This is a genomic window from Microbulbifer maximicatervae (SeqCode), assembly GCF_056231245.1.
Genome location: NZ_CP174334.1, coordinates 3,863,455 through 3,882,186, shown reverse-complemented (window position 1 = coordinate 3,882,186; position 18,732 = coordinate 3,863,455). Strand labels below are relative to the sequence as shown.

The following is an 18,732-nucleotide window of genomic DNA, read 5'->3' as shown; positions in this document are numbered from 1 at the left end:
TTCTACATTCGCCTTTAATAAAGACCAGGAAGTAAGCATGAATTTTTTCACCGGGAACTCCGCACAGGGAATAGTGGCGTATTTATGGAAAAAAAATAAGAGAAGGCTTAGTCCCCTCTATTTCGGTGTGATCTTTTCTCTTTGTGCTTCACTGGCAGCCCCTCTGGCGCTCGCTAAGCCAGGTATTAGTAGTGATGGTGCTGCTCCCGCTGCGGTAAGACCCGATAGTCGGGAAGACTTTGAGGATATGCGGGTTAAAGTATTGGGCGGCTACGTGCGTATGAACCGCCGCTGGACTCGTAGTGGCTGGGAATGGAATAGACGCTGGAGCCATATTGAAAAAGACTTTAAAGCGACATCATGGATTATAGGAGGAGATGTCGTGAGCTGTGCGGTTGGCTACGAACGTATTATTCGCAATGGTCAAACTTACATACCGGTAAGTTATGATGCACATTGGAATTGTCTTGGTTTTGATAGGCTTGGAAAGCCGGGGCATTTATACCATTCTCAGCTTGCGCTAACTTTTACAAAAAATGACGGTTGGGGTGACTACACTTGGCGAGATAGAAAAGGCAATCTGATATTTTACCAAAATTTAAACCCAAAATATTATGAAGATAAAAATAGTGTACGTGTAACTCTGGAATATGATGGAAACCGTGTGAAATCTGTTAAAGATCACCATGGAAATATCGTAATTACTTACCACTGGGAGGAATATGAAGAACGGAACGGAGATTCTGCTTACTTACTGAAAAAATTGGAAGATTACACTGGTCGCAGTATCACCTATCACTATGGAGAGGACAGTGAGGACAGTCTTAATTACCGCCAGTTAATTGCCGTTACGGATGTGCGTGGTTTTAATTGGACCTATCAGTACCATGAACTCGATAATGGAAAACGCACTCTCAAAAGCATGACTGACCCCAATGGCCGTGTTACTACATATTCTTCAACGGCTGATGGAGATATTAATGGTAGTAAGAACGCCGATGGTGTTGGTACTAGCTATAGCCATAGCTATGACGAAGAAAAAGAGGAATATCTACTGACCCAGCAGGATAGCTCTGGAGTTATTACTGAAACCTTCAGCAACGCTGCCGGTATGCCATTAAGGAAAGTGGTCGGTGGTGAACTGCAATACAAGATTGAATATCTGTATTCTGATAATGAAACTGCCGATGAATATGCTAGGCAATATAGCACTGGCGTAGATACCAAAGTCTATCTGAATAGTTTAGATCCAATTCGAATTATCAGTAGTGTTACTACCGATGCTAGAGGATTAGAAACCAAATATTATTACGACACCTTTAGAAATATTACCCGTACCGAATTCGCTGATGGCAGTTATACCACTACCGATTGGAATACCGAATTAACCTTGCCCCTCAGAGAGCGGGATGAGCGAGGAGTTATTACTGAATATGAATATGATGAGCAGGGTAATTTACTAACGCTAACCGAAGCGTTGGGAACTCCCGATCAGCGCACAACCCGCTATACCTACGATGAGTATGGCCAGATGATTACTGAGACTACAGGAGAATCTGTAGCAGGTAATACTGCCTTGGCTACTACCACTTGGGATTATGATGGCTATGGGAATGTTATCAAGGTTACTGATCCGGAAGGCAATAGCATTGAATATCGAGATTACGATAGTAATGGCAATGCTAAAACTATAGTGGATGCTCGTCAGAAAACCTGGACACAAGATTATGATTCTGTCGGTAATTTAATTAGTGATTTAAACCCTTATGGTCAAGGTAACATTTATGATTACGATGATACTGGTCATTTAGTTAAAGTGACTGATGCAAGTGGAAATAGTAAGCATATTACGAACAATGCCTCTGGGTTACCACTAGCAGTCATAGATGATGCGGGTAACCTGCTAGAACTTGATTTTGATAGGGGTAACCGCCTTGTAACAACTACTGATTCTGAGGGTGTATCAATTGGTTTGGAGTATGATTACCAAAACCAATTGACTGCTATTATCGATGGCGAGCAGAATCGTATTGAGTATTCATATCAGGGTAACCTGTTGTCAAAAATTGAATATCCAACCTATAAAGAAGAGTTGAGTTATGACAATCGTAGCCGCTTGGTGAAAAATAAGCAGGATGCTAACAACGTAGAGCACTTGCTTGGTTATGGTTACGACCTGGTTGGTAATTTGAGTAGTGAAGTCAACGCATTAGAAAGCACTCATAAATATAACTACGATAAGCTAAATCGATTGGTTGCTATTGTTGATCCAGTGAATGGTGAGGATAAAAAAACTGAATTTGGTTACGATGCTCGGGATAATTTAATTCAGGTGAAAGATCCAGAGGGGCGTCTAACCATATATACTTATGATAAAAATGATCTTCTTAAAACTGAAAGTAAACATATGTTTATAGGCTCTAGCAAGCGGAGGGTTTATAGTTATGACGGCACTGGAAATCTAATTGAAGTTGTAAATCCTGAGCAAGAAAGACTTATTTATAGTTACGATAATGCTAATAGGTTGGCAAAATCAGAGGTTTTTGCCAGTAAGGTTAGTGTGAGTCCGATTAAAGTTGTAGATTATTACTATAATAATAAATCACAGTATGTAGGTTATTTGCAGTATCCAGGTTCTGATATTGCAAATGCTACCCCTGATATTGTTCGACATGGTGAGACATATTCTTACGATAGTTTAAATCGTTTAGAATCTGTTAAGGTAGACTATTACGGTGAGGAAGATGAATCTGAATCAATAGCTTTTTCCAAAGCTTATAGCTACAGCTATTACGGTAATGGTCAGAAAAAGACCTATACTAATCCTGAGGGTATTACTTACACCTACTATTATAATAAAAATAATCAGCTTGCTGCTGTACATATTCCTGGCGCCGGCCAGTTGGCTTGGACCAACTTTCAATGGTTGGCACCTCAGACTTTGCTTCTTCCGGGAGGCAGTACGATCATACTGAGTTATGACGATTTTTTACGTGTTAAAGATGAAATTCTTATAGATGGCGCGGGCAACGATAATGCTCATGCTATTTATGAGTATGACCTGGAAAGTAATATTGAAAAAATTACTACTAAATATGGTAAATATAATTTTGAGTATGATGAGATTTTTCGCTTAAGAAAAGCGAGTTATCCACTGGAAGGTCTTAAGATTGATGAGGAATTTAATTACGACGGTGTTAGTAATCGTATTAGTTACTCATATGTGGGAAGTGATGATGTAGGCGATAGTTTTAAAGCTGTTCAGTCACAAAGTAGCTATAACAATAATAATCAGCTCAAGGCTATTACTGGTGATGATAGTTCAATTTTTAAGTATAACGACAATGATCATACTATTCAGAGAACACAGGCTGATAATACCTGGGATTACCTCTATAACCATGAAGAGCGATTGATTACAGTTAACAAAAATGGGCGTTCTGTCGGGGAATACCGATATGATCCATATGGAAAACGTATTTATAAAAAAACTGAGAGTCTCACTTTTTTCCTATATAACAAAGAAGGTATGGCTGCGGAATATGATTCCAATGGAAACTTAATTAAGGAGTATCATTTCAAGCCAGGCTTGCCGTGGATGACGAACCCATTATTTCAGCGAGTTAGCTCTGGAGAGGTTTTTTATTATCAAAATGATCATCTTGGTACACCAAAAAAGATGATTGATAATTCTGGTATGGTAGTTTGGGAGGCTAGATATAAATCTTTTGGTGAAGTAACTTTGGCGGTTGAAAAAATTCAGAATAATTTAAGATTTGCTGGGCAATATTATGATCATGAGAGTGGTTTATATCATAATTATATGAGGGATTACTCGCCTGATATTGGACGCTATCTTGAAAGTGATCCTATTGGTATTTATGGCGGAATAAATCCCTATATCTACGCCAATTCAAATTCTATCCGTTATGTAGATCCAGAGGGTCTTAATCCATTAGGAGCAATGTTAGGAGCTTTGTGTGCTGCAGTGCAGGGAGGAGGGCCGTGTGAAATATTTTTTGGAGCCTTGTCCGGCGCACTTGGTCCACTTGGGGGCCCGCTAATTGGTGGGGTGGGGGGGGCCGTATGTGCAAAGCCTGGAAATGCATGCAAGGATGCAGCTGTCGGTTTTGGTACCGCCGCAGCAGGATCTCTAAGTGAGAAAGATGGGGGTATAGAAAAGAAATATAAAGATGCAGCAAAACGATCAAGAAATAGTGACTCAGGAGTAGCAGCGAAGAACAGAGCTTATTTTAATCGAAAGGCTGTTGCTCGAAATATGAGGAATACTTGGAGAGGTTCAAAAGTTGGTTGTATTGCAGGAATATATATGAAGGCACTTGATATTGCGGCAAATCCGGATTCCTACAGGCCCAACATGGATCCATTGTGAAATACCAAAACGTGATGGAGTTCTAACCTGTGAAGGCTAACTTTAAAATTCTTAGGTTGGGTTAATAAGTTCTAGTGGAGGTTGTGAAAAGCACATTCTTTATATTTGCTTTTTGGCGGCTCTCCACCCCTCTCCACTTGCTTTTAGAACGTGGGAAAATTACTTTATTCTGGTGGTTGATTTGATAGTAGATTACAAAATTCCAATAGGTTACATAAAGCTAATCTTACTTGGCTCTTTTGTAATGGTGCTCGGAAGTTTTGGGTATCTGGGTGACTCTTTTAATCAAGCAAGAAGCATTAACGTATTGTCACTCTGGTGCTTCTTCGGTTCTGTTGTCTATTTTTTGATGGTAAGTCCACGTAACCGTAAAGTCATCGCAAATGATCCTGGTGTTTATGTGCCTAGTATTTTCCTACCTTTTACTTCGGCTGCCAGCTGTAAATGGGATGATATTCTGGATTACAGTTTTAACTATAAAGCTCATTGTCCCGCTCTAGTGCTTCACACTTCTCATGGTGATATGAAAATATATAGTTTTCTCTGCTTTAGGGATGGTGAGTTAGATATACTTGCTTCAGATTTTTTGGAGTTAAAGAAATATATAGTAAATAAGATGTCTGACGCTAAAGATAGTATGGATGCTAATGATGTGCCTATTAAAATAAATAAAGATGCTCGCTCTTATAGTAAGGCTGATAAAAACGACTTAGGTTTTTTATTTTATAAAAACACCTTAATTTTAAGGTGATATCTGGAAATATTGAGTATGTTACAAGGTTGGGGGAGATGGGCTGCAGTTTGGTGTTGTACTCTTACTACACCACTGGTTGCAGTAGCCCAAGAAGAGTCGCTCTGTGCAGAAGTGCGTATTGAAATATTGCAGGAGCTGACACTTGAGCGTCAGGGCTTTGAAGCGATTATGCGTATTACCAATAGCCTGGATACCTTTGCGATTGAGGATATCGCAATCACGGTGGATTTTGCCGATGATGAGGGTAATCAGGTCACTGCAACCTCCGATAGTTCTGCCAGTGATGCAGAGTTTTTTATTCGTGTTGACGACACCCAGAATATTGGTTCTCTGGTAACGGCAGAGGATGGCACAGTTACTGATGGAGAGATCAGCTCGGGCAATGTCGGTGAATTTCGTTGGTTGATTGTTCCCACCGCCAATGCTGCTGGGCAAACTGATAACGGCGAACTATTTTTTGTCGGCGCTACTTTGTCATATTCTTACGGGGGTAAGGATGAAGTGGTGCAGGTTGCACCGGATTCTATTGTGGTAAAACCCCAACCTCTATTGACCTTGGATTACTTCCTCACTGAGCAGGTTGTAGGTGATGATGCCTTTACCACAGAAATCGAGCCTCCTGAGCCTTATACCCTTGGCGTGCGTGTCGATAATAACGGTTATGGCACTGCACGTTCAGTCAATATCGAATCTGCCCAGCCCCAAATTGTGGATAACGAACAAGGCTTGGCGATCGATTTTGCGATTACTAATAGCTTTGTGGAAAACGAGCCACAAAGCCCCAGCCTGTTGATTAATTTTGGTGATATCACTCCTCAGGGAATGAAGGCTGGGCGCTGGGTGATGGAGTCCTCCCTGTCCGGTCAGTTCATTAGCTTTGAGGCCAGCTTTACCCACGCTGATGAGTTGGGCGGAGAGTTGACCTCGCTGATCGATGCTACCAATGCACACTTGTTACTTAAAGATGTACAAGTGGACTTACCGGGGCGTGATAACGTTCTGGACTATCTGGCCTATACCGCTGATAGCAGTCTTGCGGTGTATGAGAGTGAAAATACCGGTGTTGATCTGGCCCTGTGTCGTAGTTGTGCGGAGGTGGATACGCTTTCCTACACTTTGGGTTCTGAAAATGATGGAACCCGTAGTTTAACTGGTGCTGCCGGCGAGGGCTTTGGTTATATCCAGGTCAGTGACCCCTATGCTGGAGAGAAAGTATTACAGCGTGTTGTGGGCGAGGATGGCCGCGAGTTAAATAAAAATAATTACTGGTTATCCAAAAAGCGTGCGGCTAATAAAGTGGACTTTGATTACTTTATCAATGTCTTTGACTATGAGGGTGCAGATAGTTATACCCTACACTTTACCGACTCTGCTGCGCTGCCCCAGGCGCCGGTGATTCAAGCAATTTTAGACCGAACCGGTCATGAAGGAGGGCAGGTCGGGTTCCTGGTGCAATCCTCCGATCCCAATGGCACAGTGCCACAACTCTCTAGCAGCAGCTTGCCCTCTGGGGCTATTTTCACCGATGGCGGCGATGGTACGGGTATATTTCGTTGGGAACCGGCAGTTGGTCAGGCTGGCAATTATGTTGTTTCCTTTACAGCTAGTGATGGTGCTCTCTCTAGTTCTCGTGCGGTTAACCTGAAAATAAACCCCTCTTCTGATACGGATGGTGATGGCCTTGATGATGCCTGGGAGATGGAGCACTTCGGTAACCTGGATCGGGATGGTAGTGGCGATTACGATGAAGACGGCCGCAGCGATGCGGAAGAGGAGGGCGTAGGCAGTGACCCGACTGTGCCAGAGGTAGCCCCTGGCGCGCCCCAGTTGGCTAGCCCGGTATTTGATGCTGAAGTACTTGCTGGTGCTGCGGAATTGTTACCGGTACTTACCCTCAGCAATGGTGAGCATGCGGCGGATTTAAGTGTTGCTTATGAGTTTGAAGTCTATGCCGATGAGGCGATGTTAACTAAAGTCGCCAGTGCTACTTTGGAAGAGAGCGTCGATACTACGTCATGGGCAGTGGGTGCTGATGACTTGGTTTCCGGACAGGTATTTCTCGATAACAACCTTTATTATTGGCGTGCCCGTGCAATTACCCTTGTGGACGCCGAAAGCGGAGATGTCTCGGTCGCATCCAATTGGGAGGCGAGCCGCTTTTTTATCAATACAGTTAACGATGCTCCCACTGCACCGGCAATCAATGCCCCTCAGTTGGATGGGATCGTTGCTGAAACCCGTCCTGAGTTGATTGTGGCTCACGCTTTCGATGTGGACCGGGATACTTTGACTTATGGTTTTGATCTTTTCCATGAGTCCGATCTGGATAATCCCAGTGCCCAGGTTTCCGGTCTGCTGCCCGGTGGTAATTTCCAGACTAGCTGGCAGGTACCCAACCCCTTAATTGAAGACAATGCTTATGTTTGGCGGGCTTGGGTAGAAGATGAGCATGGTTTGCGCACTGAAAGTGATTTGGGTTCCTTCCTTGTTAGTACATTAAACGATGCGCCTATAGCGCCCGCTGTAGTGTCTCCCAATGGTGCCTTATCGAGCTGGCTTGATAATAATGGTGTAGAGCTACGTTTAACTAACGGGAGCGATCCAGAGGGGCAGTCGCTTACTTACTACTTTGAGTTGGACACTCTGGCGAGTTTTGACAGTGATAGCAAAGTGGTTTCAGGTCCAACTGCAGAAGGGCAGCTGGAGACATCCTGGATAGCTGAAGGTCTGCAAGAGGATATTACTTATTACTGGCGCGCTAAAGCCAGCGATGGCGAGGTAGAGACTAGTTGGGTAACTTCCAGCTTTAGTGTGGATACCGATAACACGGCACCGCCAACTCCGAGCCTGCAAAATCCTGGTTCTGCTGCGGTAGTAGAGAGCCTGCGTCCTCTGTTTGAAGTTAACCCAGTCACTGATGCCGATGGCGATAGCGTACAGTATCGCTTTGAAGTCTACTCCGATGCGGATTTGACTCTATTAGTGGCAAGCCAGGTTCAGGCGTCTACCCAGTGGACCCCCGTGTTTGATTTCAATGACAACAGCCACTATTACTGGCGTGCTCAGGCTGAGGACAGCAAGGGTGAGGCTAGTGACTGGAGTGCGGCCAATACTTTCTTTATTAATGAGAACGGGGTTAACGATGCTCCGCAAATATCCCTGGTATTGCCGGCGAGTGATATAACCGTCAGCGAAGCTGAATTACTTATTCAGTGGCAGGACAGTGATCCCGACAGCGATGCAGATATTGCCCTTTATTACTTGTATGAAGGTGGCGGTAGAACCCTGATCGCTGATGGTATCGGTGAGGATGAGGATGGCGACTCCGATCAGTACCATTGGGATGTTTCTAATTTATTAGCTGGTAGTTATAGCCTGGAGCTGGAAATTACCGATGGAGAAAATACGGTAACAACCAGTGGTTGCTGCACCATTCAAGTTCCTGAGCGGGAAAGTCACATTACGGTGCAGGCACTTACAGACCTTGAAACCGATGAAGCGGGTACTAGTATCGCTGTGCTTGAGGTTAGCCTGGATCAGGCCCTGGCGGCAGATACCAGTCTGACTTTGAATCTTGGGGTCTCTGATGATTCTGAGGCGGCAATTCTTGGTAATAACTATCTCCAGTTTACCGCAGATAATTGGCAGACTCCGCAGCTGATCCAACTGGTGGGATTGGATGACTGCTCTGTGGATGGGGATATGGCTTACAGCTTGGTATTCCAACCAGTACAGAGTAATGATAATGCCTACAGCGGCCAGTTATTGGACAGTGTGAGCCTGCTCAACCTGGACAATGAAACAACTGGGCAGGTTCTGTTTATTTGTGATTATTCCCTGGAAAGCCAGGTACCGGTTAATGATGGGGCAGAACTGGAATCCAGCTATCGGGCACGTTTGGATAATCTGGGTGGAGGCTTGGAGGACGCCAGTGCAAGTCTAAGTTTGCTCGATTCTCCCGATTTAAATTACAGCGCGTCGATTGTCAGTGGTGCAACTCTAATTTTTGCCGATATCGGATCTGATGGTAGCGCATTCAGTAATGAGCTGTTAGTTATTCGCCATACCGCAGGGCAACCCTTGGATTTTTCCAAGTTTGTCTGGGATATTGTTGCCGGTGAGTCGCAAACTACCTTGGAAGGTACCGATAGTAATAACACATTACAGGGTACCGATACCGCCGATCGAATCGATGGTAAGGGGGGTAACGACACAATTTATGGTGGCGACGGTGATGATGTCATTATCGGTGGTAGTGGTGCCGATACGCTTTATGGTGAGGGTGGTAACGATATCTTCCTGGTAGAGGATAATGATGGCAGTGCGGATCGCTTTAATGGTGGTGAAGGCTTTGACCAGGTATTAGGGGGCACTGGGGATGACAGCATCCGGATTAGTGTCTTCAGTGGAGAAAGTACGGTTGAGCGAATTGATGGTGCCGATGGCTATAATGTAATTTATGGCACCACCTCGAATAACACCTTGGATTTTTCCAATACCGAATTGCTGAATATCGACTTTATTGATGGTCTCGGCGGCAACGATACTATTTATGGTAGTTCCGCCAGCGATAAGATAATCGGTAATAGTGGAAGCGATAGCCTGTACGGTAATGCTGGCGATGATATTTTTTATATCAGCGGCTTGGATTCCGGTTCTGATCGTGTGAATGGTGGTACTGGCTTTGATCAGGTTATCGGTAGCGATAGCGATGACTGGTTCCGCTTTAGTGTGTTCAGTGGTGATGCGCGAGTAGAGGCGATTGATGGTGCTGAAGGTAATAACTGGATTTTAGGTACTTCATCTAACAATACTTTAGATTTCCGCGATGTGAGCTTAATCAATATTGCACGTCTGGATGCAGAGGCCGGGAACGATACGCTTTACGGTTCTAATGTAGCCGATGAAATTGTCGGTGGTCTTGGCAGTGACCGTCTTTATGGTGAAGGAGGTGACGATCGCTTTTTACTAACCAGTGGAGATACCGGTTTCGATGTTTATACCGGTGGTGAAGGCGATGACTGGCTGCTGGGGAATTCTGGTGATGATGAATTCCGCTTTAGTGTATTTTCTGGTACTGCGACGGTAGAGGTGATTGATGGAGATGGTGGGAATAACCAGATTATAGGTAGTTCCTCCAACAATACTCTGAACTTTACCGATACTCAGCTGCTTTCCATCAATCTAATTAATGCTGCTCAAGGAAACGACGTCGTCTATGGTTCGGCAGCTGCGGATGTGATTGAAGGGGGAATTGGTTCTGATGTGCTGTATGGCAATAGTGGAGCCGATATCTTTGTGCTGACCGCCGGTGATACTGGCTTTGATCAATATCGAGGTGGTGAAGGAAGTGACCAGATACTAGGGACCGATGGCGATGATGAAGTTCGCTTAAGTGTCTTTAGTGGTGATGCCAGGGTAGAAGTTATTGATGGTGCAGGGGGCAACAACCGAATTGTCGGTTCAACTTCCAACAACACCTTGGATTTCTCTGAAGCACAACTCAATAATATTTCTGAAATTGATGCGGGTGCTGGTAACGATACGGTTTACGGTAGCTCCGAGGCGGATCGAATTGTCGTATCAGCTGGTTCGGATAACCTATACGGTAATGCCGGTGATGATATTTTTGTCCTCAGTGGCGAAGATACCGGTTCCAACCGTATTGATGGGGGAGATGACTTTGACACTCTGCTGGCAACTTCTTCTGACGATACCATCACTTTCTCTGTATTTAGTGGGACCGCTACGGTAGAGCGGATTAATGGCGGAGCAGGCTCTAATACCATTCAGGGTACCAGCTCTAACAACACCTTGGATTTCCGCGAAACAGAGTTGATCGATATAAGTTTGATTGATGGGGCTGCAGGGAATGATGTGATTTATGGTTCCAGTGAAGCGGATATTATTGAGGGGGGTATCGGTAGCGATACACTTTATGGTGAAGCTGGAGATGATATCTTCCTGGTGACTGAAGGTGATACTGGCTCAGATTCTTATCGAGGTGGCGAAGGCCGAGATACATTAAAAGGCTCTGCATCCGACGATACATTTATTTTCAGTGTTTTCGCCGGTGATGCTTCTGTAGAAGTTATTGATGGGCAGGGCGGTATCGACACAATTGTGGGAACCAGCTCCAATAATACTTTGGATTTCTCTGAGGCGGAACTAATCGGTATTGCACAGATTGATGGCGCTGCGGGTAACGACTCCATCTATGGTACTGTCGCTGCGGATACTATTGTTGGTGGTCTGGGCAGTGATTATCTGTCTGGTGGTGATGGCGACGATACCTTTGTATTTACCAATGGGGATACAGGGTCGGATACCTATAACGGCGGTGAAGGACAAGACCGATTGCTGGGCACTGACCAGGACGATGATTTCATTTTCAGCAGTTTTACAGGAGTTAATATCCTAGAGGAAATTGATGGTGATGAAGGTGAAAACCGCGTTTTAGGTACCAGTGCCAATAATATCCTTGACTTCACTGTGACTCAGTTAAAAGGTATCACTTTGATTGATGGAGCTGCGGGGAATGACACCATAAAGGGCTCTGAAGAGTCAGACCTTATTGTTGGTGGTATTGGCAGTGACTCTCTTTATGGTAATGGTGGCGATGATATTTTCCAGGTGACCTCCGGTGATACTGGCTATGACCGTTATGAAGGGGGAGAGGGTAGTGATACTTTACAAGGGACTGATGAAGATGATGAATTTCGCTTTAGCGTCTTCTCTGGTACTGCAACTGTCGAGGTAATTGATGGAAAAGAGGGGATGAATCGTATTGTGGGTAGCACTGCCAACAATACCCTGGATTTCCGCAATACCTCTTTGATTGGTATTGCTTCTATCGAGGCGGGCAATGGCAATGACACCATCTATGGTTCAGTAGCTGCAGACACGATAGAAGGTGGTTACGGCAGTGATAACCTCTATGGTGAAGCGGGTAATGACCTCTTCTTATTAACTGCGGGTGACACGGGATATGACCGTTACTCCGGTGGTGAAGGCACCGATGAGATCCGAGGCTCCACTGGCGATGACTTAATTCGTTTATCAGCATACTCCGGTACGGCTACTGTGGAACTTATTGATGGGCTTGAGGGGGTCGATAAAATTCAGGGGACTACAGGTAACAACACTCTGGATTTCTCCTCCACAACACTGGACTCCATCGAAGAAATCAGTACTGAGAAAGGCAACGATACCGTTATAGGTTCCAACACTGCAGATACTATTCGTGGCGGTGAAGGTAATGACTCCCTGGAGGGCGGCCCAGGAGATGATAGCTATCTATTTGCCCGAGGTGACGGTACAGATGTAATTATCGATAACGGCAGTAGTAGCTTAGATGTAGTACTTTTTGAGGGTGCAATTGCTCCAGAGGATCTCTGGTTGGTAATTAATGGTGAGCACCTGGATATCTATCTGCTCGCTGGGACTGAAAAGATACAGGTACGTAATTGGCAGTCGAGCGAAAGTGCGATAGAAGTATTTGCTGTGGAAACTGGTGCTCAGCTGCCATTTCAAAATGTTACCGGGCTTGCAGAGTTCATGACTGGTGTTGGTACGCCTGTAAATGGTGTTATTAATCTCAATACGGATCAGCAGGCTGAATGGAGTTCAGCGTTAGCTGATGCTTGGGAGTAATTTGTAGAAGTTGATTGGCTGTGCCTTCGGGTGCAGCCAGCTTAAAAGCTGAAGATACGGAAGGAAAGTGTATGCGGTATCCCCAGAAGAATCTGTTGCGTACTTAGCTTTAAGAGGCGCTCACTACTTAATTGAGCTGATTAGGTTAATAGTTGGTGCCAGTATTATTTATAAAAATATATCAGAATCCTCTGTGGCAGCAGGTGAGAGTGTTGGTGCTGTGAGGAAAGCCTGAATAGAGGCTATTTCTCTGCTTCAATAATAAATCGTTTGATTCTTACCCCAGCATCCTTTCGCATTTCCGGGTGGATTTTCTTATAGTATTTGTTCATTACCTGGTCGGCAAACTGCTCTCTTTCTGGGTGGCCTAGATGACGGAACTGGGGAACCCATGATAGAAAGAAGGTAGTGAGCTTTTCCCAGGTTTGAAAATTTTCCACATGATAGATTTCATCGAATCTTGGTAAGTAGAAGCCTGCTTCTTCGGCATAGTTCCGCATTTCCTCTAGCGTATAGTGATTATAAGGATCGTAAAAACTTTCAAAATAGGGTTTCCATGTAGCTGTTTCCTGTTCCTCGTATACGGTCTCCCAGAAATTTTCATGATCAACCTGAAAACCACAAACTACTTTACCGTTAACTTTTAAATATTTATAAAAACTATTCCAGACTTGAGCTTGGTCCGCTACCCAGTGTAAACAACTAAAAGAAAAAATAATGTCGAATTTGCAGTCGAACTGGATTTCGTCTGCGCTCATTTGCTCGAAGGATAGGTTGGGTATATTGGCGTAATTTTTATTAGCATAACAAATCATATCCTCGGTTAGATCAATACCGATAATCCTGCCATTTGTCATACGCTCAGCTAAATAGCGGGTTACCTTGCCATCGCCACAACCCACATCAAGAATAGTGGCAGCTTGGCGATAATCGCAGCGATGTATGGCTTCCATAGCGTGGCGCCACTGCATGTCAGAGGCGTTTACGTACTCTTGAGCCTGCCACTTATCATGCCTGATAGGTTCATTCATTGGTGTGACGCCCTGAGTCTCATTGGGGATGGGTGAATCAGTTTAGCCCGAATACACTTATGATCTGTGTAGCAATTTCAGTCATCGATAAATATGGCACAAGAAACTGTGCAGTTCGTAAAACCGTCATTCTGACCACCTGCGGAACGAAAGGTAAAAGTCTGGGAAAGTACTGTGAAACTCAAAGGATCTTGCCACTGCCAATCGGTTAAGTTCAGTCTGGACTCCCGGCAACCTTATCCCTTCAACCGTTGTTACTGCTCAATATGCAGAAAAACGGCTGGAGGAGGTGGTTTTGCTATTAACCTGGGGGCGGATTTCCAAACCCTGAAAGTGGAGGGCGAGGAATATTTAAGTATCTATCAGGCTGAAATTGGGATAACGGGTCAGGAAAATGGCGGGAAAAGTCCGGCACGGCGACATTTTTGTTCAAGATGTGGCAGTGCGTTATGGCTTTGGGACCCGCGTTGGCCAGAACTGGTACACCCCTTCGCTTCTGCGATTGACTCTGAGTTGCCGGTACCGCCGGTTCGTAGCCATATGATGCTGGATTCTGCTCCGGGTTGGGCGCAGCCAGATATACGGGAAGGGGATGAAGTGTTTGAAGGCTATCCAGAGGAGTCCCTGGCTGAATGGCACCAGCAGAATATTCCCAGTGCTTAGCAGGGGATAAAGAGAGGCGGGGCGAGCCTGAGGCCGCCCCGCTTCAGGTCTATAGCGGTGACCTAGTGTTTACTCTTCCGCGAGATAGAGCACCAGATTATCCAGGAAGTTGACCAGATCCGCCTTTTCAGAGTCTGTCAGGGCATCAAACTGTTCCTTGCTGGATTCAGCTTCACCACCGTGATAGACAATCGCCTCGGTCATAGTGGTAGCGCGTCCATCGTGTAGATAAGGTGGTGTTGAGCCAACGCCCCAGAGGTTTTCGGTGAGGAATACAGAGGCTCCCACATTGCCCTCATCAATTTCCTCGGCCATGGCTGTGCCCATATCGTGACGCTTAAGGTCGCCATACAAGCGGACTATTGCTCCGCCATTCTCCGACTCCTCAAACTGTCCCAGCGTTTGTCCGGATGGAAGCTCCTGGGGGTTATCCATGATCTCTGTGAGCAAGTTAAATTGCAGGGATCTGCTAGGTAGGCCGGCTATATCGCCTGCGGGATAAGTCTCATCGCGGTAGTTGGCGTGCTGAGAGGGTTCATAGAAGACTGGTGATGCAACTTCCATCTCAGGGGAGTGGCAAGAGGCGCAGCCAATAGAGCTAAATAGCTCTTCGCCATTTTCGATACTGGCGATTTCTCCGTCGCTTAGTGGTAAGCCGTAAGTCTCCTGCTCTTCCTCGGTTAGGGAATCGATCACGCTGTTAAGCTCGATTTTGGTCACCGGGCGGGGCTGTGCTGCGTTGTAGATAGTTAACGCGGTAATGTCACCAACGCTGAGCTCGTTAGTGATCGAATCAAAGTCGCTGTCTGCATCACCGACCAATTCAGTGGCCTGCATGCCCAGCTCCTGGTGTGCCGCGCCACGAACGAATGCGCGTACAAATCCGGTTAAGCCTTTCCACTCAAAGGGTCTGACTACCAGGTCAGCGTCAAGGCCTTCAACATTATCGTAGTTGACCTCATCACAGGAGACGGAGATCTCACCAAAGCTAACGCCTTTTGCGGTTAGTGCGACAGTCGTATCTGTGCCGGATGAGCAGCTCTCACTGATAGCCTCATCCCGCAAAGTGTGCAGCTCGGTAGTCATTTCTTCCGCTACCAACTGTACAGCCCCCATACCGAACAGGTGGGGCGACTGGCGCTCGATAAAGCCTTTTTGCTTACGTTCAGGGTCCATACGAATCACATTATCGTTCACGCCACCACCGCCATCGGCTACCGGTACGTTGTGACAGCTGATGCAGGAATCACCGTTGGGGCCTGTCGCACGATGGGGCAGGACATTCGCCCATGCATTAGGTCCTTTCAGGTCGGGCCTTGGGAAGCTGGTAAATCTTTTGCCGTTGCCCACATTGACCCCGACCCCGTCGAGAGCGTTGTAATTCATCTCGAATAATTCATCGCCTTCCTCAAAAGCATGAACATAGGCTTCCAGGGTTTCCATGGATTCGAGATCAGATTGCTCCAAATGCCCACCCAGGTGAATTTCAATTGCTCCAGCATGCAATATCTGTACGGTATCGAAGACTTCACTGAAGTCGAAGGGAGTGGTTCTTTGCTGTCTTTGGTTTTTTCTTGCGTGCTTGGGAACTCGGTTTTTATCGTGCTTGGAACCAAAGTCGGCAAGCGCTGGAGTGGCATTAAATGTTAAAGCCGATATTGCCATAGTGACAGGCAATAGGTGTTTTTTAAGTATCATCAGCTATATCTCCGGGTACTGATATTGAGCGGACGTAAGGTGAGTTCTTCTACGAAAATGCACTCGATGCGGAGACACTCGACCGCTTTTCTTTTAAGCACGATTCCCCAAAAAACTGATTATCAGTTGTGCTACAAGGAAAAATTGATAGAGATTTTGGTAATAACATTTTTATCTCGCAAAGTGCATCCAGTAAAGGTTTAACAGCATCCTTGCAAGCTTCTTATAGGTAGAACTGTGCCTGTTCTGCCACTTATGGCTGGCGTCAAGACCACGGGAGATACAGTATTGCGATAGCAGATTTTAAAGCTCAGATTAACTGACCTAAAGATCTAAAATGCGATCCCGATTGTGTCGATTTTGCCCATAACCTACCGCGCTAGTACGCGGCTATGTTTTTGTTTTTCGGCTTTTTTAGTTGCCGTTTGTGATAAATAAGTTCCTTTGAAAGGGTAGGTATTTGCATATTTGCCTTTCGGTGACAGGCTTTCCTGCTTCACGGAAAGTCCCTATTCCTGGTGGTTGTGACATTAGATTTAGGAAAAAGTGCTGGTTATTAACGTTACTGAAGGCAATGGATATTTTGAAAAACTTATAATTATTTTCGATTAAGAGTGAATTCCCCAATTGTGGATTCGTATTGTCTTCAGGTGACACATGGTTTGTAGGCTAATAACTCATCTGTTTGTGGAATTTAATTTCACCTTTGTTGATAGGGTTTATGGAAACGCTTCTTATCTTCGGTGAGTGGCCAGTTCGCTATACCAGATCAAAATTCAGCATGTACTTGTGAGCGTAGACACAGAGATGAAGGGTATTTGATCGCTGTCTTACTTACAGAAAGGTGCTTTGGGGGGGCGACTAATTTGAACCGTATGATTGTCAAAAAAGTTTAGCTTTATTGAAAACATTATTGGCGTATTTTCCTTTCTAATAGAGGGATAGAGTGATCGGTCTAAAACAATAGTGTTTCCGTTCGAGTGCTCAATGTATTTAGGCTTAAAGTAAAATTGGCGCACTATTCATTTGAATGGCGCGATAAAGATCTTTGTCGCCATATATTTCAATATAGAAACAATGAGATAGTTCTATTATTGCGCCTGTAGGCGAGGAAGCCCCCAACTTACTATCAACTACAAAGCTGCTGAGAGATATTTTAAACGAGTGGTTCATTTTTTCTCATTGTGGCGTACAAGGAACATGGATAGTGATATGGATTGTCACGACAATGTCACAAAAAATCGAATAAATTTGTCTGTATGGCCTCGTTTCACGGCAGTTGGTACTTTTGAATGAGGTAGGTTAATTCGAAGCTGCTAAAAATATTAGTTTATTCGAATTGTATTAATTCCTAAAAAATTTTAGGGGGTCGGGTGAGAAAAGTATTGATTTTGGGAGGTGATGGGTTTTGTGGTTGGCCTACATCTCTCCACCTTTCAGAGGCGGGTTATGAAGTTATTATTGTTGATAACTTATCACGGCGAAAAATTGATATTGAGCTTGAAGTTGATTCATTGACACCAATCAGGCATCTGTCAGAGCGGCTTCGTGTATGGCGTGAAGTTTCCGGTATGTCCATCAGGCATATTTATATTAACCTCGGACAGGAGTTTGAGCGATTGCTCACTCTCTTAAAAGAGGAAAAACCAGACGCGATTGTACATTTTGCTGAACAGCGTGCTGCACCCTATTCGATGAAATCTGTCCGGCATAGACGTTATACACTTGATAATAACTTGAATGCTACCAATGATGTCCTGGCGGCTATAGTAGAAAGCGGATTGGATATACATTTGATTCACTTGGGTACTATGGGTGTCTACGGGTATGGAACATCTGGTCTCACTATTCCCGAAGGATATTTAAAAATTCAGGTAGAGACTGAAGGGCATTTGAGTGAACAGGAGATTCTTTACCCTAGTAATCCAGGTTCTATCTATCATATGACAAAGGCACAGGATCAATTGTTATTTGCCTTCTATAACAAGAACGATCAGGTACGTGTCACTGATTTACACCAAGGGATCGTTTGGGGTACCCAGACCCGACAAACACAGAGGGATGAATCTCTGATTAATCGATTTGATTATGATGGTGACTATGGAACAGTCCTCAATCGATTCCTGATGCAAGCGGCGATTAATTACCCACTTACCGTTCATGGCACTGGTGGCCAGAAGCGGGCATTTATTCATATTCAGGATACCTGTCAATGTATTCAGTTAGCTATTGAAAATCCTCCAGAGATAGGCGATAGAGTCAAAATTCTGAATCAAATGACAGAGACGCATCGTATCAGGGATCTAGCAAATTTAATCTCCAACAAGACAGGGGTGGGAATTGCCTACTTAGACAACCCCAGGAAAGAGTCAGCAGAAAATGATTTGTTGGTAAATAATGATCAGCTTATCGAGATGGGGCTCAATCCTATAACCCTGAATGATAATCTTCTCACTGAAGTTGAGGGTATTGCCAAAAAATATTCACATCGATGTGACCAAACTAAAATCCCTTGTGTATCGAAGTGGTGATTTTTTCAT

At 44.8% G+C, this 18,732-nt stretch carries 8 protein-coding genes; 5 read left to right on the top strand and 3 right to left on the bottom strand.

Annotation, left to right across the window (positions count from 1 at the left end; translation table 11 throughout):
* Positions 1-37 precede the first annotated feature (37 nt).
* From ACJJIS_RS17030 to ACJJIS_RS17020, 3 genes are all read left to right on the top strand, one after another.
* A complete protein-coding gene (locus ACJJIS_RS17030; protein WP_475708639.1) occupies positions 38-4,393 on the top strand; it encodes an RHS repeat-associated core domain-containing protein in 4,356 nt (1,451 codons plus the stop codon).
* Between the two features lie 172 nt (positions 4,394-4,565).
* A complete protein-coding gene (locus tag ACJJIS_RS17025) occupies positions 4,566-5,144 on the top strand; it encodes a hypothetical protein (RefSeq protein WP_475708638.1) in 579 nt (192 codons plus the stop codon).
* Between the two features lie 18 nt (positions 5,145-5,162).
* Entirely contained in the window at positions 5,163-12,800 is a 7,638-nt protein-coding gene (locus tag ACJJIS_RS17020; protein ID WP_475708637.1) for a beta strand repeat-containing protein, read from the top strand.
* A 242-nt stretch (positions 12,801-13,042) separates the two neighbouring features.
* On the opposite strand, the gene ACJJIS_RS17015 is transcribed toward ACJJIS_RS17020, so the two are convergent.
* Positions 13,043-13,831, bottom strand: a complete 789-nt coding sequence (locus ACJJIS_RS17015) for a class I SAM-dependent methyltransferase (protein WP_413664571.1) — start codon at positions 13,829-13,831, stop codon at positions 13,043-13,045.
* A gap of 174 nt (positions 13,832-14,005) precedes the next feature.
* Here ACJJIS_RS17015 and ACJJIS_RS17010 point away from each other — a divergent pair, with 174 nt between their 5' ends.
* Complete coding sequence (locus ACJJIS_RS17010; RefSeq protein ID WP_475708636.1) at positions 14,006-14,494, top strand: GFA family protein; 489 nt, start codon at positions 14,006-14,008, stop codon at positions 14,492-14,494.
* A gap of 69 nt (positions 14,495-14,563) precedes the next feature.
* On the opposite strand, the gene ACJJIS_RS17005 is transcribed toward ACJJIS_RS17010, so the two are convergent.
* On the bottom strand, positions 14,564-16,192 hold the full coding sequence (locus ACJJIS_RS17005; protein WP_475708635.1) for a di-heme oxidoredictase family protein: 1,629 nt from the start codon (positions 16,190-16,192) through the stop codon (positions 14,564-14,566).
* 371 nt (positions 16,193-16,563) lie between these two features.
* A complete protein-coding gene (locus tag ACJJIS_RS17000; RefSeq protein ID WP_444906238.1) occupies positions 16,564-16,692 on the bottom strand; it encodes a hypothetical protein in 129 nt (42 codons plus the stop codon).
* Between the two features lie 873 nt (positions 16,693-17,565).
* On the opposite strand from ACJJIS_RS17000, the gene ACJJIS_RS16995 reads away from it, so the two are divergent.
* Complete coding sequence (locus ACJJIS_RS16995) at positions 17,566-18,723, top strand: NAD-dependent epimerase/dehydratase family protein (protein ID WP_475708634.1); 1,158 nt, start codon at positions 17,566-17,568, stop codon at positions 18,721-18,723.
* The last annotated feature ends 9 nt before the right edge of the window (positions 18,724-18,732 follow it).